Source organism: Coleofasciculus sp. G1-WW12-02, from assembly GCF_040219735.1.
Lineage (GTDB): Bacteria > Cyanobacteriota > Cyanobacteriia > Cyanobacteriales > Coleofasciculaceae > Coleofasciculus.
In genome coordinates this window covers 1-17915 of sequence record NZ_JAVJRX010000066.1, presented here as the reverse complement: position 1 = coordinate 17915, position 17915 = coordinate 1, and the positions used below count along the sequence as shown (strand labels likewise).

The following is a 17915-nucleotide window of genomic DNA, read 5'->3' as shown; positions in this document are numbered from 1 at the left end:
CATTGCGGGTATACGGCTAATCGGGATGTTGCCGCCGCTCAAGTAGTCGAGATTAGAGGTAGAACAGCCGTGGGACACACGGTGGTTAAGCTTTCTGAGGGTAAAGGTTCCGTCCTAGAAGACGATAAACTCTGCCTCCCTATGACGGAAGAATCCCCCGCGTTTTAACCGGGGGAGTGTCAAAGCTACTCAGTAATATATCAACAAACTATTCTCCGTTTAGAGATTTTATCTCGATGCGGAGAATAGTTTATTTTATGTAGGATGGGCAAGGATTTTGCAGTTGTTGGCATTAAAGTTTAAATGCCGAACACCATACAGAATCGGTATCAGTTAACAAAATTGATGTCCAGGGACTTACAGCTTGTCGTGGCGTAAAAATTCATTGGGGGTTCACAAAGGGAATCAAAACCATGAAGACTTGATGTTCTCCGTTGATTTCTAATGACATCTCGTCAGGTTTTTGAATAAGATTAAAACAACTGAGCAAAGGTAAGGTTCAGCATCTAACCCAAGAATTGCTGAAAAGCCATACCTGAAACGCAGCGCCCATTACACCATTTAATTGTTGACATGAACACTAAAACTTTTTCGCGTTTAAGTAAATTGGTAGCCCCCTTATCAATGGCAGCGACGATAGTACTAGCGCTATCTACCCAGGCGAGTGCAATTAGTCTTGCAAACATTTTTGAATATAACTTATTTATGCTAGGGGATGTGAATCAGAGTAATACTGATTCTGAAGGGAAGGTCGCCATTGGTGGAAATGCCACATTCACAAATTTTTATGCGGGAATGGAACTTCCGAAAGAGGGAAACAATGGCGATGTCTTAATTGTTGGTGAGAATTTAATCTTTACCAACGGTCAAGTTCGAGGTAATACGGTTTATGGGGAAACAGCAGAACTGACCAATGTAACCCTGCAAAATGGGGGGACGCTGCGCCAAGATAATCCCATTGACTTTGCTGCAGCCAGTCAGGAATTACGAGGATTATCTCAATTTTGGGGAGGGTTAGAGGCTACTGGTACGACAGACATAGCTCATGGTGGAATTACATTAAATGGTTCAAATGAAGACCAGAATATCTTTCATCTAAGTGCGTCGGATTTAAGCAAGGCTAGCGGCTTCAATCTTAATGTAGCTTCAGGTTCGACTGCCATCGTAAATATTAGTGGACTCGAAGCATCATTACAAAACTTTAGGTTCAATATCAATGGTGGTATTGATCAGCGACAGAAAGTCATCTACAACTTCTATGAAGCCACGAACCTATCAGCCAGTGGCATAGGAATTGAAGGCAGTATTTTGGCGCCTACCGCTACTTTTAACTTTAACAACGCTCAAATTAACGGTAACTTAATTGCCGCTTCGTTAACGGGAGGGGGACAATCCAATAACTATCTCTTCAATGGCAATTTACCTGAACTAATAAGAGCGCCTCAAGCTAGTGAAGCCGTTCCTGAACCCGCGACATTAGCTGGGTTAGGATTAGTCGCGGCTGTGGGTATTGCTTCTCGCCGTAAAGATAAGCATAAAGTCTAAGACTGTTAAAGGTGAGTTGAGCAATTGGCTGCGATAACCAAAACGATCGCCTTATCCCACCTCAGCCACTCCAACCCAAGTCCATTTTTTCATGTACTCCTCACACTATCATCCCTGACTTTCAGTCGGGGATTTTTGTATCACCATGATTTTTTTCATTCATAACGGGCGCGATCGCGGATTCAGATATCTGACACTATGGTTTTTGGCTACTGATGATGAGAACGCAAGGAGTGCGGAACCTCTAAACCATGAGCGTTCATTAATGATTCATCCGCCATAACCTGCTGGGGAGTTCCATCAGCAATAATTCGTCCTTCATTGAGTAAAAGCACGCGATCGCACACTTCGATAATCAATTCTAAGTCATGGGACGAAATCAGAATCGTTTGCTGAGCGGTTTGGAGAAAGTTGATCACGCGACGACGATAGCGCATGTCTAGGTTAGCGCTGGGTTCATCGTACAGAACCAATTGGGGACGCATGGCTAACACACCCGCGATCGCGACCATGCATTTCTCACCTCCAGAAAGATTGTGCGGTACCCGTTCTGCTAGCGTTTCCACACCAGCCAGAGACAGCGCATTTTGAACCCGATGGTTAACCTCATCCTCTGACATCCCCATATTCTGTGGACCAAAGGCGACATCTTCCCATACTGAGGGTAATAATAACTGATCGTTAGGATTCTGAAACACTAAGCCAATTTCTGGGCGAAACTCACCCACAACAACGGGTTTTCCAAATAAGTCAATGTCTCCAGAGTTTGGTGTTAAAATACCGCAGATTGAGAGGAATAACGTTGTTTTACCCGCACCATTGGGTCCAATTAAACCGACTCGTTCTTCAGGATATATATTAAAATTGATGTCTTCTAAAACCTCAGGTCTATCTGGATAGGAGAAACTCAAATCAGAAACCGCGATCGCCGGTTCTCTAGCACTGTCTGGGTTAGATACAAGTTGTTGTTGTGGTCTCATAATTCGTCATTCATTTGTCGTTTGTCATTCGTCATTGGTAAGGATTGGAGAAAATTTTTCCGGTTACTACCGCCTTTCTACCAAAATTTCAGCAACAACGAACCCAAGGGCGATCGCCAAGGTGATCCCCACCGCAATTAAATCCCCACGAGAAACCCGATTTATGCTACTAGGCGGTTTACGATGTTTCAGGGTATAACCATACCCTCGTAATATCATCGCTTGATAAACCTGCTGGGATTGGTTGTAACTGCGAACCAATAAGCTACCCACCAGAGACGCCAGCACATTCAGATTACGGCGAGACAAACGAGTCGCCCGAAACCCCCGCAATTGCATCGCCCGTTTCATTTTGATTAAATCTTCACCAAACTGTTCGATATAGCGGTACGTCAACAGCGTCATATCCGCCAGTACCGCCGGAAGTCCCAGCGATCGCATAGCTTTGACAGTACTCAAAAACGGGGCTGTACCAAACAGAATTAAACTCACGGTGAGAATACATAAAAATCGAGTCGCAATCAGCGCTAGCGCCACGATTCCCTCTTTATATAGACTCAAAATACCTATCTGAACGATAACCGTACTACCCACGGTAAACGGTAAAAGCAGAGTAATCGTCAGCAAAAAAAAACCAGGGTAGCGCAGCCGCGATCGCAAAAACGAGAGGGGTAATCTGGAGAGGCGATAATACACCAGCGTCACCATCAACAGCCCTGGAAGCAAACTCAAATGTTCAACGAATGAAAACGCAAAAATTAAGCTAAATAAGCCAATCAGTTTACAACGGGGTTCCCAACGATGAATCGAAGAGTCTAAATTGGCATAAAAATCCAGTCCGTGTTTCATCAACTCTCCAACAATTCAGGTTTGACTTGTTTCAAAAACAGAGCCACGGCTGTCGTAAACGCGCCCTCAATTGCCATGAGTGGGATATGAGCCAAGACTAATCCGGAAATTGCTGTTCGTTCGGCTGACACATCTATAGTCGCGGGAATATTAGTAATCACTAAACCAAAAAATATCAGCGTAGCTATACCTAAACCTCCCGCCCCCCCGATAAAGGCAAAGATACCCGTTACCACTCGATTATCTTTATCGAATAGTAGGCGCAATTGAAATAGATGATACGCCAAAAGTGCCGGTACGCCAAACATTGTGGCGTTTACCCCTAGCGTGGATAAACCACCATGCTGAAACATAATCGCTTGAAAGAATAAACCGATGAGAATCGCTGGAAACGCATAATATCCCAACATTGTTCCTAACAACCCATTCAGAATCAAATGGACACTCGCTGGTGGGATGGGGATGTGAATCCAAGAGGCGACAAAAAAGGCGGCTGTGAGTAGGGATGCTTTGGGAATATTCTCTTGGGGATTAGGATCTCGGTTAATTTGACGTAGGGAGTACCAAGTGAAACCTCCTGTCGCTGCGTAACCTGTAATACAGACAGAAGCAGGTAGGATACCGTCAGGAATGTGCATGATTCTCGTGTTAAGTTTTAAATGTTCCAGACGTGGTTTTAAAGCGTCTGTAAAGGCGGGTTTCACTATTATCGTTGTTTTTATCCTGATATTACTAAACCCGCCCCAACCTAAGTTTTACGTTTTGAGTGCGATAATTCTTTTACCAATGAACAATCCACAATCAACCATCCTAACTGTAATTGTGCCAACCTACTTAGCATGTTTTGTCCCTTGGGAAAAATAGAGTGCTGTACCGACAAAACCCCAGATCACCGCAACCGCCATAACCACAATTTGAACGGGTGTGAAAGAGCCACTCTTAGATTGAATACTCATCACTTGACTATCGACGGTGTTCTCTGTTGCTGATTGATTCTCACCCATAGAAATAGTAATCAAATCACCGTGACCCGCTTGGCGAACCTGAACCGCCCATTCTCCCGGTTGTGAGCGTTCAGGAACAAAGACAAAGCTACCATTTTCGTCGGTGGTTCCTTGCAACCAAGGAGTAGAAGGATCTTGGGGAGAGTAAACCGTAACTTGGGCATTGGACATGGGTTCGCCGTTATCAAAAGCCGCATCAATTTTAATCGCCTGCGTGGTTTCATAGTTAATCTTGGCACCATGAGCCGTAGCTTTAGCTGACCAACTCATCATTAACATTAGGATAAGGGGGACTAAAAATTTCCTCTTCATCGCTCACATTTTCTTAATGTCTTAGAAACGGTTGAAACCCAGTTCGTGACCCATAACTCATCTTTATTGTCCGTGATGATTTTCCTTATCGCAAAAGGACATAAGACATAAGACATAAGACCAATTTAACTCGGTTTGTTGGCAACGGTTTGGATTTCTTCACAGTGACCCTCACCGACGTGACCTAAACTGGGAAGAATTTCCTGAAGTTTCTGGTATTCTTCTGGGGAGAGTCCCGACTTGAGCTGCTCTTGGTCTAACTCTAGTGTGCCATCGTTGGCTAGAGTCGCTAGCGGCTCAAACCCCAACGCACCGGTATTAATCTCATCATCAGCGGGGGCGTCGGCGTCTCCAAAGAGGTGGTCAAAGTGGAACGTGGCTTCCAAGTCGGCGGTATCACCTTGAGCCAGAATTCCCTTGCGTTCGTCGCCGACAAATTCCCCACAGACAAATTCTAAGGGCTGATTCAGAGCAATAGTAAAGTCAATGGTTTGCCCGTCTTTCTCGGCTGTTCCCATCATCACCAGGGTTTGACCTTCAGCCGGTCCCTCCTCGGCTTTTACCATTTTCCAGGATAAAGCATTATATTGTCCGGCAGGGGCATCGGCAACTTCTTCCACGAGAATGGGTTCAGCATCTTCCCCACCTGCGGCTAAATCAACGGTGTGGGTTTTGTCCAGAACCACTTTTTCTTTCGCTTGCACTTTACTACCCGCCTCAGCATTGAACGGCGGATCACTTTGGTAAGCGGTGATATCGGCTAAGTTGACGTAAATATGGTCAAAGGAGATTTTCCAGCCGTCTTTTGACGTGAAACCCTGACGGACAAAATCTTCTCCATTCGCCCGGATTTCTAGGGTTCCACTCCCTTGACTTGCTTGAGTTGCACTCTGAGGTTCTGTTTGTGTCTGAGTTTCGCTGGTGGTTTCACTCTGGGAACAGCCCATTAGGGTTCCCGTTGTCAAGACCATCAGACTCGCGAAAATGAATAGTGGTTTCTTCATTGATTGGCTTTAGCGGTTCTCATACTATACCCAATTAAATCCAACAAGTTTTCCTAATAATTTGCAATACCCCTGGAGGGCATCTTTTGGCAAACGGGGAACAGGAAACAGGGAACTGCTTAACAGGGAACATGAGTTATTGTTCTCGCTTTTTGATTAAGTCATCTGATGGATTTAGCGGTGTACGGTAGACCCTTGAAATCGTTTAATACATTGACAACTGAGTGACGCTTTTTCCACCCCTTCATTTTGCCAAAAACCTTGCCATCAGGCATGATCGTTCCTTGGAAGATAGCGCTTTGGAGATGCGCTGAACTCCAATGAGAAGCCGCCCGGAAATTTGACAAGCTCAAGTTGGCGTTTTGGAAGTTTGTTTGATTTAACGACGTCTGCTGCAAAAGTTTTTCTGCTGTCATGGTAGCTTTGGATTTTCCCTCCCACTGAATGCTGTTTCTGACCGGGCTGAATCTAGTTCTTTATTAAAGCAAACTGTAGGACGGATGAAAATACCAGGGAGGGGTATAGAAAAATTTAGGAAAAATTCTCTACTATATTATTTAAGTCCTGGTCATCATGACCAGGACTTGTAGGAAACCTATTAAGGTTGACCGGAAACTAACTGGATACACCGGCTTAGTTAATGCTACTGATAAAGAGTGCTGTAAGAGTTCCCATCACTCCAACGGCGATTAACAGGTTGTTGAAAAAGCGACCGAGTTCCGGTTCTAGTCCTAGGACTTTATCTTCCTGACCCGCTGTAAAAAACAATGACCAAGCTTGGTTCAGTGTTAGAGAATCAAAGTTATTAAAATCAGTCCTAAAAATAACGGGTCTAAATAGGTCTTTGTTCTTGAAAGATTCAAAATCAGTTTTCATTATGTTCTTCCTGACAAGGTTCAACGACTGCGCTGGGTGATGTCTAGAGGTTATTGACACTCCCCCGCTTGAAAGACGGGGGATTCTTGAGCTAATCACAGCCCTTTCGAGTTACCCCTAATTAGGTCTTACACGATTATGTCCTACCCGAAGTCAACTAGAATATCACTTAATATCTAGAACCCCTCTTCTTTGGATAGCTCTCCAAGCTTTTACCTGAGTTAATCAGGAAGTTACCGGATGCCCTACGGTACTTATTAACTATTTAGTTTTTACAAAAAGTGCTATTCCGACTGAGAAAATCGGCATTGTACGAATTTTGGCTCGTTTGAAATCCTAGCAAGACCAATTACACCATTTTTGTATTTTTCAGAAGGTTTTTATATGTACAGAGTTATCACCTACAAACTCTGTTTTCTCATGTTATTATTATACCTATAATTAGCAATAAAAGCAACTAAAGTTGCTAGGCTAAACGCCTCGCTCGGTTTCATCCCTCGGATAAATCGCGAGGGCTTTCACCATTGCTTATCCTGTAAATCGCTTATACTGTAGTACACTGGCAAGCTTAAAGTTGTGGGTAAAATTTTTTTGAATCGCTACTCTCATAAGGCTTCCTTGAAAATACTTGACCACCGTTTTAACCTTGCCAGTGTAGTAGGGTGGGCATTGCCCACCAACCGTAAGGAGTGTGCCATTCAACTTAAACGACAGCCCTTACCCCCTAAAAAAAAGAATGCCCTGAGGGAGGATATGCCACTCGCCGTCACGGTTTCAGCACGTTAGGATAAGAACGAATCGGCTCATGAGCCTGATCGAGTTTTCTAGTCAATTGTAACCAAACCTTGTTCAGGTCTTAATGTAACTGAAAGTCTATGGAATTTTTGTCTGATACCGTCGTTCTGTCACGCCTGCAATTTGCAGTGACGGCTATTTTTCATATACTTTGGCCCATTCTCACCACAGGTATGGGTATTTACCTGGTCATCGTGGAAGGAATATGGTTGAAGACGCGCAATCCTGATTATTACTACCATGCTCGCTTTTGGTCAAAGCTGTATGTCCTCAACTTTGGCATTGGCGTCGCCACCGGGGTGCCGATGGAATTTCAGTTTGGCACTAACTGGGCATCCTTTTCGGAGGCGGTTGGTAATTTTTTTGGCAGCATTCTCGGCTTTGAAGCATCGATGGCGTTCATGCTAGAAGCAGCATTTTTAGGGATTATGGTGTTTGGTTGGCAGCGTGTTCATCCGATCATGCACTACGTTGCGACTATCCTTGTAGCATTCGGTGCTAACTTATCCACGTTCTGGATTTTAGCTGCCAATTCCTGGATGCAAACCCCATCGGGTGGAGAATTTATCGATGGCAAGTTTGTTGTCAGTGATTATTTTCAGGCAATTTTCAATCCCTTCATGATGAACAGCGTTCTACACATGTTCTTTGCCACCCTAGAAACATCGCTGTTTGTGATTGGTGGGATTAGCGCTTGGTACATTCTCAACCAACGCCATCAAGCCTTCTTTTCTAAGTCATTGAAAATTGTCTTAGCCGTTGCGATCGCAGTGGCACCGTTACAGATCTATATTGGGCATTTAAGTGGCGAACAAGTGTATCGTCATCAGCCTACAAAACTAGCGGCGATGGAAGCGCAGTGGGAAACTATACCCGCCGGAGTTGCAGCAGATTGGAGTCTTTTGGCATTCCCCAATGAAACCGCCGAACAAAATGATTGGGAAATTAAAGTTCCCAACGCATTGGGATATATCCTAAAATTTCAAAAAGAACTGTCTGAACCTGTATTGGGATTGAAGGAGTGGAAACCCGAAGATCGACCCCATCTATTAGGGTTAATCTACTATTCCTTCCGGATCATGATTGCCATTGGCTTCTTCTTCGCCGGATTAATGCTGTTGAGTGTACTGCAATGGCTACGGGGTAAGCTTTCACCGGAAAACATTACCCAGCAGCGTCTGCTTTTATTTGCCTGGATTTTTGCCGCGCCCCTCGGTTATATTGCTGTAGAATCCGGTTGGATTGTTCGCTGTGTAGGACGACAGCCATGGACAGTGTACGGGCAAATCCGCACTGTAGACGCTGTGTCTAATGTCCCAGCCAGTAATGTTTTAACGTCGTTACTCAGTTTCAGTGGGGTTTATATCCTGTTATTTTGTGCCGCTTTGTTTTTTGGTAGCCGAATTATCCGCCGAGGTCCAAATTTCAATCTCCCTTTACCCAGTGCTGAAACTCAAGAAGGTATCAACACTGATCCGGGACAATTTATTCCCGATGAACGCCCACTAGAAGCGCAACAGTAGGAGATTGTATGGAGACACTATCCTATTTTCTGCCCCAAGTCTGGTTTGCCATTTTAGCCCTATTTCTCTTCCTCTACGTGATGCTGGATGGATTTGATTTAGGGGTTGGCATTTTATCGGTTACTTCTTCCAGTGAGGAACGCCGGGGTATTTTAATGACCAGTTTGGGTAATGTTTGGGATGCTAACGAAACCTGGCTGGTGATTATGGGAGGGGGTTTGTTTGGGGCATTTCCCTTAGCCTACGGCACGATTTTAACTGCCTTGTACATCCCAATTTTATTTATGGTTTTTGGGTTTATTTTCCGGGCGGTGGCGTTTGAGTTTCGCGAACAATCTAATCGTAAATTCTTCTGGAATTTAGCCTTTGGTGCCGGAAGTTTCTGCGCTGCACTGGGTCAAGGATTTGCCTTGGGGGCTGTACTATCGGGTATTACGGTTGATGAAGCGGGTCATTTTATTGGCGGGACTTGGGATTGGCTAACCTGGCAATCTGTTATCGTGGCGTTGACCTTAATTCAAGGGTATGTGTTAATTGGCTCAACCTATTTGGTTCTGAAAACAGAGGGAGAATTGCAAGCCACCCATTACAAAACCGCCAGAATTGCCGCGATCACCACCCTAATTGGCGCGATTGTGATTACGATTACCACGCCCATCTTTTATGAGTATGCGCGATCGCGTCTATTTGCTCAACCCCAAATTTATATCTTCGCCGCCATACCCCTACTGGGAATTACGCTAATTTGGCTACTCCTAAGAAGTCTAAATCGACAGGAGGAGAGAACGCCATTAGTTTGGACGATTCTACTTTTTTTACTGACGTTTATTGGGTTAGCCTTGGTTGTATTTCCCTACATCATTCCCACTCAGATCACCATTTATGAAGCAGCGGCTGACCCCAGTGCGCTGGTTTTCATGATCATCTTTATCGGTGTTCTGATTCCGATTATGTTGGCATACAACATCTATCAATACATCGTGTTTCGGGGTAAGGTTACGGGTGAACATTATGAAGTCTAAATCAGTCAACAGTATGCCCTGGGTGTAGTCACAGGGTCAAAGGTCAAACCTTAGTCGGGGCGGCTTTAGTCGCATCTAGATGAGGTGAGAAACGATAGTCGTAAAACCCGCCCCTACACAAGACGCGCCATGGCGCGTCTCTACACTTAGGTTTCGCGATCGCACCATTCCAGCACTCGATTCCACGCCCACCAGCAGTCAGGATCTTGATAGTCTCGCTGACAAGCATGAGAACTAATATAACCGACATGACCCCCCTGTTTTGTCACCCTTAAGTCAATCGCCGGATTATCAGCACAAATTCCTTGTAAGTCGGGAATAATTGTGGGGTCAAACATCGGATCATCGGCTGCATAAAGAATCAGCGTCGGTTTGTGCAGGTGAGGTAAAATATGCAGTCCACTACTGGCATCATAGTACTCTTCCACCGATGAAAACCCCAATCCCTTAATTACTAACTCCTGATCAAATCCCCAAATGCTGTTTGCCCGTTCAACCGCTTCTGAATCGATGTCTTGGGGATGAGCGTGATAGAGGCGCCATGCAAGTTGTTTCAAGGTGCGGGCGACAGCTTGTTCTAAATACCGCCCCCACGGATGGTTTAACAGATAAGTGAGAGAACGGTTAGAATCCAGACTGGGACAAATAACTGCACCACCGCCAATCTCTGACTCCTCTAATCCTACCTCTTCTGGCAAACGTGCGATCGCCTGGGCTGATTTAATCCCCCAAAGCGCTAATTGTCCGCCCAGTGAATAGCCTGTAAACCAAAATGGGGCGGGACACCCCATGGCTTTTGATTGCGCCGCGATTAGAACAAAATCATCACCCTCGTACAAACCATCTGAGGTTAACGTTGGTGACAACAGTGCTGTTTTTCCATGGGCTCGCCAGTCAAATAGCACCACTGCATAGCCTTGAGCAAAGGCTTTACGCCCCAACAGTCTCAGAAACCATTGGTTATCCAAATCCCCGGTAATTCCATAAGTTCCCACAATCGTACCCTTAGCACATTCTGGAATTGCGACAATTCCAAAAATCGGTACATTGTGGGCGCCACGAAAAATTTTCTCCTGATAAGGGGGTTCTGGGTAGGGAATCGTCGCTTCCCAATCGCGGGATGCTCTAAACGCCAAGTACAGGGTCATCGCCAGACCATTACTTAACCACCAAGGGGAATGAAAGTGTCTTTTGTCATTCTTCATTTGCCATTCATCGATTTTTTTCATGATTTATCATTAAAATTACTTATTTAAAAAATATAATTAGGTTATGAAACGCCGAAATATCCTTAAGTTTACAACAATCGGTGCCGTTGGGTCTAGTCTCAACGCCTGCCGTAAACAAACACCTCCAATCCTATCAACACAAACTCAACCTATCATTAATTGGCGCATGGCAACAAGTTGGGATCGTTATTTTGAAATCTTGTTTGAGGGGATTGAAACATTATGTCGCTCGGTTAGCACGATGACGGAGGGGCGCTTTACGATAACCCCCTATGCAGGTGGTGATTTAGCCCCACCCCTAGAAGTATTTGATGCCGTTTCCGCCGGAACTGTTGAATGTTGTCACACAAATACATTCTACTCCTTTCAGAAAAGTCCCGCTCTAGCCTTTGGCACTACCCTTCCTTTTGGTTTAAACGCTCAACAGCAAAATGCTTGGCTTTACCAAGGTAAAGGGTTAGACGCTTTGCAAAAGATTTTTTCCGAGTTTAATATCATCGGATTTCCCGCTGGCAATTCAGGGACACAAATGGGGGGATGGTTTCGGCGAGAAATTAACACAGTTGCGGATTTAAAGAACCTGAGAATGCGGCTACCTGGGCTTGGGGGGCAAATTATGAGCCGTTTGGGTGTCAAAGTTATGACAATTGCGGGTCAAGATATTGTACCTGCTTTGTTAGAAGGAAGCATCGATGCGGTGGAATGGATTGGTCCTTATGACGATGATACTTTAGGGCTTCAAAGAGCCGCCCCTTACTACTATTATCCGGGGTGGTGGGAACCGGGAACGACGTACATGGTGCTGGTGAATCAGGCGGAGTGGAACAAACTTCCCTCAGACTATCAAGCCATTTTCCAAACAGCGGCGGCTGAAGCCAATTTAAAAATGTTGGCTCGATATAATGCCGTCAATGGTGAAATTTTAGAGCGATTTATTTTAGGAGGAACGAAGTTAATGCCCTTTAGCCCAGAGATTTTAGACACCGCCCGAAAAACAGCGTTTGTACTCTATGAAGAAATCGCGAATCAGGATGCTACATTTCGAGATGTTTATACTCAATGGCAAGCCTTTAGGCATCAGCTTTTTGAATGGAATCGAGTCAGTACATTGAGCTTTACTGACTTTGCTTATACAACCATTGATAATCAGGTAATAGAATCCTAGTGGATCAGAGTAGTATTGGGTGCTACCCTAAAACTAATCCCTAAAAGAAAACCACGATCAATCCTCATGGTTCAGCTTCCAACTCAATCTGATCCACCCCTTTCACCTCGGCAAACCCTACCGACAATGTATGATTTACCGAGTGATAACCCGGAGGAACCTGGATTGCCAGACGAGTTTCATTTTTTACAACCTTTATTGTTGTTTCTGACATTTCAACCCGCTAACTGGAATCCGGAGTTAGTCTTTTCTGCTTGTGATTTGAATCTTTACTATAGTGTTACCCATCCACAGTGGTACAAGCGTCCGGATTGGTTTGGGGTAGTGGGTGTACCTCGGTTGTATGAAGGGCAGGATTTACGGTTAAGTTACGTGGTTTGGCAAGAAGAGGTAAATCCATTTGTAGTGGTGGAATTATTATCGCCCGGTACACAAGAAGAAGATTTGGGGCGCAAAGTGCAAACCCCCGGAAATCCGCCGACAAAGTGGCAAGTGTATGAGCAGATTTTACGGATTCCTTACTCAGTTGTTTTTAGTCGTTATACCAATGAATTACAAGCGTTTCATTTAGTCGGGGGTCATTACGCACCAGTGAACCTCATTGATAATCGCTTATTGGTGCCGGAGTTAGAGTTAAGTTTAGGACTATGGCAGGGGAGTTTTCGGGGGATTAACCGTCTGTGGTTGCGGTGGATGACGCTTGAGGGAGAATTAATTTTAACGCCGGAAGAGGAAGCGGTTATGGCACAGGAAAGGGCGGAACGCTTGGCTGCACGATTGCGGGAGTTAGGGGTTGATCCTGATGAGCTGGAATAGCTGTTAGGTTTGTAGTTGCGCTGTCTTCGCCATGATCGGGAGCATCACTTACGATAAAGTCTTAGGGAAACAAACCTAAACGAATCCATAGTTGCCTTGCTGTTACTTGTGCTTGACTGTTCATCTCTAAATAGGCGATCGCGACTCTTGCAATGGGTGTTTTTGCCACAAGTGTTCCCGAATTACTATCTACTTGGAAATGGTCATCCCACAGGTCTTGTCTTGGGTGAAACAGACGAACTTCCCGATTGGATTCAGGATCGAGTCCACTGATACGAGTTCCTTTACGAAGATTGCAGGAACGACAAGCAAGAGCCAGATTGAATTCAGCATTAGCGCCGCCTCGGTAAAGGGGTATGATATGTTCGACTTCAAAGGGGAAGTTGAAGACCAGTTCAGGAGCATGACAATATTCACAGCGATGAAAGGCACGATCAGCAACTAGAGTATAGAAGGGATTCATTGGTTCAGTTGCTGCATCAAAGCGGTGGTTCGGGCTGTGGCGGCTTTCAATTCAGCCTCGACAAGACTATCTAGCTCCGCTTGTTGTTCCGGAGGTAGCATCTGTCCCTGATCCCGTGCTGTTCGCCAGCGATTCATCAACTCAGATAAACGCTGTTGCTCAAATTCACTAAAAAACCAGTCAGGACGAAAGCTTTGGAGAATCAGTAGGGTACCCAATTCACCACCTTCTAACTGGGCGGTCAATGCATCTAGCGCTTCACCTGCGGTTTTACCTGTGGATTGCTTATCACCTGCGATCGCTCGATAAAGCCTCTCACCGCTTGCATCGGATACTGGCAAGATAGCAACTGTAGTCATGTCTTTACTTAAGAGTCTTTTGCTCACCAATTATACGTAACATTCACCCTCAGCCTGGAAAAGCCGAAACGGTTATAAAAAGAGCAATTAGCTTATACAGCTAACGTCACGCGATCGCACTGTCTTTGATGACTCCTGTTTGAGTATCTAAAGTTAAGCTGTTTTCTTCAAGATTTAAGCCTTGAACTAAAGTACTCTTGGAGAACGCTTCGCGAACAGGCTAAAAGCTAAAACCCGTTAAAACGGGTTAAAAGGCATAATTTAATCAGCTTTAGGTTACTTTAGCTTTGACGCGGGAATTTATTTCCTGGCGATATAGCAGTTCCCAAGCGTGTTAGGTATACCACAATGTAGGGGCGCAAGGCTTGCGCCCTGATCAAGGTATCGCATCAAACCATAAATTACTATATTAGTCAGTAACATAGGTTTTAGCTTACCATTGGATAGTATAAGCTCTAAGTTTAAAATCAATTAATATATAACGATGAAGCGCCGAAACTTCTGCCAAAAAGCTGTGCTAGGAACGGCAGCTTTTACCACAGTAACCTCAAGTCAACGTACACCTCAACCTGATAGAACAACTTCTAGTTCTACACCAACTCAACCTGCGATTCAATGGCGCATGGCAACCAGTTGGCTCAAAAGTGATATTACCTTTGGCGCGGTTGAAGAACTTTGTCAACGAGTGAAGGCGGCGACGAATGGACAGTTTGTGATTATTCCCTATCCTGCGGGTGAAATTGTGCCCCCATTACAGGTTTTTGATGCAGTTAAAGCGGGAACGGTTGAGTGCGGTCATACAACAGCTCTTTACTATCTTGACAAAAATCCAACCTTAATATTTAGCATCTCTGTTCCCTTTGGACTAACCGCGTATCAACAAAATGCTTGGCTACATTATGGGGGCGGTTTAGAGATAATGCATCAGCTCTATGCTGATTTTGGCATGATCGCATTCCCGGCTGGTTCTGTGGGTATCCAAATGGGTGGATGGTTCAACAAAGAAATGAAGAGTTTGGCTGACTTTGAAGGACTTAAAATTCGCATTCCTGGATGGGGAGCGCAGATTCTCAGCCGCTTTGGCGCGAAGGTGACTGTGTTAGGAGGTGATGAAATTTTGGCGGCGCTAAAGACGGGTAAAATTGAGGCAGCAGAATGGCGAAATCCTCATGATGATGAGCAGCTAGGACTACACCGTGTGGCTCACTATTACTATTATCCAGGGTGGTGGGAACCGGGAGCGAGTGAAGATATTCTGGTGAGTCGCCAGCAATGGCAAAAGTTACCGAAAGCCTATCAGCAAATTTTTCAAGCGGCGGCGACGGAAACAAGTTTGACCATGTTAGCCGCCTTAGATGCGGCGAATGGAGAAGCACTGAAACGGTTAGTTGAGGGCGGAACCGAATTGAAAGCCTACAGTCGAGAAATATTACAAGGGGCGTATCAAGTGAGTGTTGACCTTTTGGAAGAAAATGCTCGTCAAGATGTAATTTTTAAAGACGTATACGATAAATGGAAAGCTTTCCGAAGTAAGATTTATCAGTGGAATCGGATCAATGAATTTAGTCTAGAGCAGTTTATGCTTAAAGATTTTATTTAAAATTAATGATTTATTTGGGATTACCCCCTGTAAAAAATGCTAAAATGTAAAATTTAAAATCAGTATCATTTCAACCCGATGACATGGGGTGAGGTTAACACGGTGAGTTCCAGACTGAACGCTTTTAAAGCTAAATTATTGAATCATCGAGTTCAAGCTAACCGTCGGAAACTAGCCGCTCAGCTCCGTAATCAAAAAATTGGACAAAAATTAAATATTACCTTTGGTGTTTTAATTGTAATGACGTTTCTGGTCATTGGGCGAAATTATTTGGGGGGTCGAGAGGCTCAAGTTAATATTAATCGAACCCAGACTATTCGAGTTCCTACCGTCCTCGCCTCCGCTCAAGCCCAGGCAAATTTGCTGAAAATGTTATCCCAGGTGCGAGCTTATGTAGCAACGGGAGATCCGGAGTACCGCTACCGTTACCAACAATCGAGACAGAGGTTTGAAGCGGATTTAGCCCAAATGGAGGCGCTGGCGAACCACTCCGCCTCTGACATTCGCGATCGCGTCGGTAAACTGAAACAAAAGTATCAGGTTTGGTCGGAACTCCCCGATCAGTTAATCGCCCTGCGAGACAACTTGCTGGAAAATCAACCCGCCTTAAAACTCTTGGATAGCCGAGGGAAAAAACCGATTATTATTATTCAGCGAGAGATAGAAGAAATGCTCGATGATCAACAGACGCGATCGCCGTCCGCCACAAACACGGCTCTCCTCCGGGATATGGCTGAGTTTAAAAGTAGCTTTGCTCTCCTTGTCTCCGCCTTACAAAGCTACCTAGTCACTCGTTCTCCCTCCTTTCGCTTTGAATACAATGCTCTGGCTCAAGCCAACCAAAATGCTTGGCAAAACTTAGTTGCAAAAAAACAATTTTTGACCGCTAATCAGCGCACCAGCCTTGATGAAATTGCCAACAGACATGCCGAATTCTTTCGTTTACCCCCACAAATGTTTGAGATTGTCGAAAGTAACCGCTATCGCCAAGAATTATTCTTGCTGAAAACTAAAGCTGAACCGCTAGCCGAAGACATGTTGAGTCAGCTTGATCAAATTGTTACTGACCAGCAATTCATGCTAGCTCAGGAATTAAAAAAAGCCAATCGCAGTCTCAATCAAGCGCAATGGCAAACGCTGATTTGGGGGATTTTCGCCTTAATCCTTGCCATAGCTATGGCATTTTGGTTACGCCGAGAAATTGCTGAACCGATTAAACGACTGACAGTCGTAACCCGTCGTCTCAAAGATGGGGATTTGAGTGTGAAAGCGGCGGTAAATTCAACCGATGAAGTGGGCGAACTTGCTGACTCCTTTAACCGTATGTCAGGACAACTTAAGCAAGCCTTTGTCACCTTAGAAGATAAAGTCACCGAACGCACCGCACAACTCGCGACAGCGAATCAAGAGATTCAAACGCTCAATCAGAAACTCAAAACCGAAAACCTCCGCATGAGCGCTCAACTGGATATTGTCCGTCAAATGCAGCATCTAATCCTACCCAAAGCCGAGGAACTCCAATGTATTGAAGGACTCGATATTGCTGGATTTATGGAACCCGCCGATGAAGTGGGTGGTGATTATTATGATGTACTCTACAGCGACGGTGTTGTCACCATCGGTATCGGTGATGTTACTGGACATGGACTCGAAAGTGGTATTTTAATGCTCATGACCCAAATGGGTGTCCGCATTCTCAAAGAAATTCGCGAAACTGACCCAGTTCGATTTCTGGATACGCTTAACCGGACTATTTATAAGAATGTCAAACGGATGAACTCCGACAAAAATCTCACCTTAGCGATTCTCAATTATGCCCAGGGTAAAGTCAGTATAAGTGGTCAACATGAAGAAACCATTGTGGTGCGAGAGGGTGGCAAAATAGAACGCATTGACACCATAGATTTAGGGTTTCCCATTGGTTTGGAGCATGAAATTTCCGAATTTATTCATCATACCCTAGTACAGCTCAATCCAGGTGATGGTATTGTTCTTTATACGGATGGGATTACGGAAGCTGAAAATATAAACCATATTCAGTATGGGATAGAAAAGCTTTGTCAGGTGGTGCGTCAGAATTGGCAACAGTCGGCGGAGGAGATTAAGCTGGCGGTGATTGATGATGTACGGCGACACATTGGTCAGCAAAAAGTGTTTGATGATATTACATTGCTAGTGCTCAAACAACAATAAATGGGATACCCCCCCATCTCCTTTGCGGGAATGTTCGACTTACCGGAAAAGCGATGGGTGAAGGCTCCCACGCTCTTTAGCTGGGAGATGAAACCGAGCGAACCGTCTAGGTAGCGAATTTATTCGCCAGTCAAATAATTCGGATAACGTTCTACTATTGTGGTAATGTAAATACAAGTC

Annotated in this window: 18 protein-coding genes and 1 pseudogene; 9 read left to right on the top strand and 10 right to left on the bottom strand. The window is 44.8% G+C overall.

Features of this window, described 5'->3' with window-relative positions; genetic code table 11:
• A pseudogene (locus RID09_RS11900) lies at positions 1–168 on the top strand (RNA-guided endonuclease InsQ/TnpB family protein); the annotation flags it as partial.
• A 456-nt stretch (positions 169–624) separates the two neighbouring features.
• Positions 625–1545, top strand: coding sequence for a choice-of-anchor A family protein (locus RID09_RS11895; protein WP_446336157.1), 921 nt, complete (start codon positions 625–627; stop codon positions 1543–1545).
• A 209-nt stretch (positions 1546–1754) separates the two neighbouring features.
• On the opposite strand, the gene RID09_RS11890 is transcribed toward RID09_RS11895, so the two are convergent.
• The 7 genes from RID09_RS11890 to RID09_RS11860 form a co-directional block, all read right to left on the bottom strand.
• Entirely contained in the window at positions 1755–2525 is a 771-nt protein-coding gene (locus tag RID09_RS11890; protein WP_446336156.1) for an energy-coupling factor ABC transporter ATP-binding protein, read from the bottom strand.
• Between the two features lie 66 nt (positions 2526–2591).
• Positions 2592–3374, bottom strand: a complete 783-nt coding sequence (cbiQ, locus tag RID09_RS11885; RefSeq protein ID WP_446336155.1) for a cobalt ECF transporter T component CbiQ — start codon at positions 3372–3374, stop codon at positions 2592–2594.
• Entirely contained in the window at positions 3374–4012 is a 639-nt protein-coding gene (gene cbiM / locus RID09_RS11880; protein ID WP_446336154.1) for a cobalt transporter CbiM, read from the bottom strand. Before cbiM ends, cbiQ begins: the two co-directional genes overlap by 1 nt.
• A 192-nt stretch (positions 4013–4204) precedes the next feature.
• Positions 4205–4651: a carboxypeptidase regulatory-like domain-containing protein gene (locus tag RID09_RS11875; protein WP_446336153.1), complete on the bottom strand. Its 447-nt coding sequence runs from the start codon at positions 4649–4651 to the stop codon at positions 4205–4207.
• Between the two features lie 164 nt (positions 4652–4815).
• Complete coding sequence (locus tag RID09_RS11870; RefSeq protein WP_446336152.1) at positions 4816–5694, bottom strand: DUF4382 domain-containing protein; 879 nt, start codon at positions 5692–5694, stop codon at positions 4816–4818.
• A gap of 161 nt (positions 5695–5855) precedes the next feature.
• Entirely contained in the window at positions 5856–6110 is a 255-nt protein-coding gene (locus RID09_RS11865) for a pentapeptide repeat-containing protein (protein ID WP_446336151.1), read from the bottom strand.
• 217 nt (positions 6111–6327) lie between these two features.
• Entirely contained in the window at positions 6328–6570 is a 243-nt protein-coding gene (locus tag RID09_RS11860; RefSeq protein WP_446336150.1) for a hypothetical protein, read from the bottom strand.
• 576 nt (positions 6571–7146) lie between these two features.
• On the opposite strand from RID09_RS11860, the gene RID09_RS11855 reads away from it, so the two are divergent.
• From RID09_RS11855 to RID09_RS11845, 3 genes are all read left to right on the top strand, one after another.
• Complete coding sequence (locus tag RID09_RS11855; RefSeq protein ID WP_446336149.1) at positions 7147–7356, top strand: hypothetical protein; 210 nt, start codon at positions 7147–7149, stop codon at positions 7354–7356.
• An 89-nt stretch (positions 7357–7445) separates the two neighbouring features.
• Positions 7446–8888, top strand: coding sequence for a cytochrome ubiquinol oxidase subunit I (locus tag RID09_RS11850; protein ID WP_446336148.1), 1443 nt, complete (start codon positions 7446–7448; stop codon positions 8886–8888).
• 8 nt (positions 8889–8896) lie between these two features.
• Positions 8897–9910, top strand: a complete 1014-nt coding sequence (locus RID09_RS11845; RefSeq protein WP_446336147.1) for a cytochrome d ubiquinol oxidase subunit II — start codon at positions 8897–8899, stop codon at positions 9908–9910.
• Between the two features lie 146 nt (positions 9911–10056).
• On the opposite strand, the gene RID09_RS11840 is transcribed toward RID09_RS11845, so the two are convergent.
• On the bottom strand, positions 10057–11139 hold the full coding sequence (locus RID09_RS11840; RefSeq protein WP_446336146.1) for a YheT family hydrolase: 1083 nt from the start codon (positions 11137–11139) through the stop codon (positions 10057–10059).
• Positions 11140–11182: 43 nt separating this feature from the next.
• Here RID09_RS11840 and RID09_RS11835 point away from each other — a divergent pair, with 43 nt between their 5' ends.
• Positions 11183–12304 carry a TRAP transporter substrate-binding protein gene (locus RID09_RS11835; RefSeq protein ID WP_446336145.1) on the top strand — a complete coding sequence of 374 codons (1122 nt, stop codon included), beginning with the start codon at positions 11183–11185 and terminating at the stop codon, positions 12302–12304.
• Between the two features lie 66 nt (positions 12305–12370).
• Entirely contained in the window at positions 12371–13120 is a 750-nt protein-coding gene (locus tag RID09_RS11830) for a Uma2 family endonuclease (protein WP_446336144.1), read from the top strand.
• A gap of 61 nt (positions 13121–13181) precedes the next feature.
• Here the strand turns inward: RID09_RS11830 and RID09_RS11825 are convergent, their stop codons facing one another.
• Together RID09_RS11825 and RID09_RS11820 are read right to left on the bottom strand one after the other, a co-directional pair.
• The gene (locus RID09_RS11825) at positions 13182–13583 is read right to left on the bottom strand and encodes an HNH endonuclease (RefSeq protein ID WP_446336143.1); all 402 of its coding nucleotides are present in this window, start codon (positions 13581–13583) and stop codon (positions 13182–13184) included.
• Positions 13580–13942, bottom strand: a complete 363-nt coding sequence (locus tag RID09_RS11820) for a hypothetical protein (RefSeq protein WP_446336142.1) — start codon at positions 13940–13942, stop codon at positions 13580–13582. The genes RID09_RS11825 and RID09_RS11820 overlap by 4 nt, the downstream gene beginning before the upstream one ends.
• 484 nt (positions 13943–14426) lie before the next feature.
• On the opposite strand from RID09_RS11820, the gene RID09_RS11815 reads away from it, so the two are divergent.
• Positions 14427–15542 (top strand): TRAP transporter substrate-binding protein, encoded by a 1116-nt coding sequence (locus RID09_RS11815; RefSeq protein WP_446336141.1) that lies wholly within the window; start codon positions 14427–14429, stop codon positions 15540–15542.
• Positions 15543–15644: 102 nt separating this feature from the next.
• Entirely contained in the window at positions 15645–17735 is a 2091-nt protein-coding gene (locus tag RID09_RS11810; protein ID WP_446336140.1) for a SpoIIE family protein phosphatase, read from the top strand.
• Positions 17736–17915: the final 180 nt, after the last annotated feature.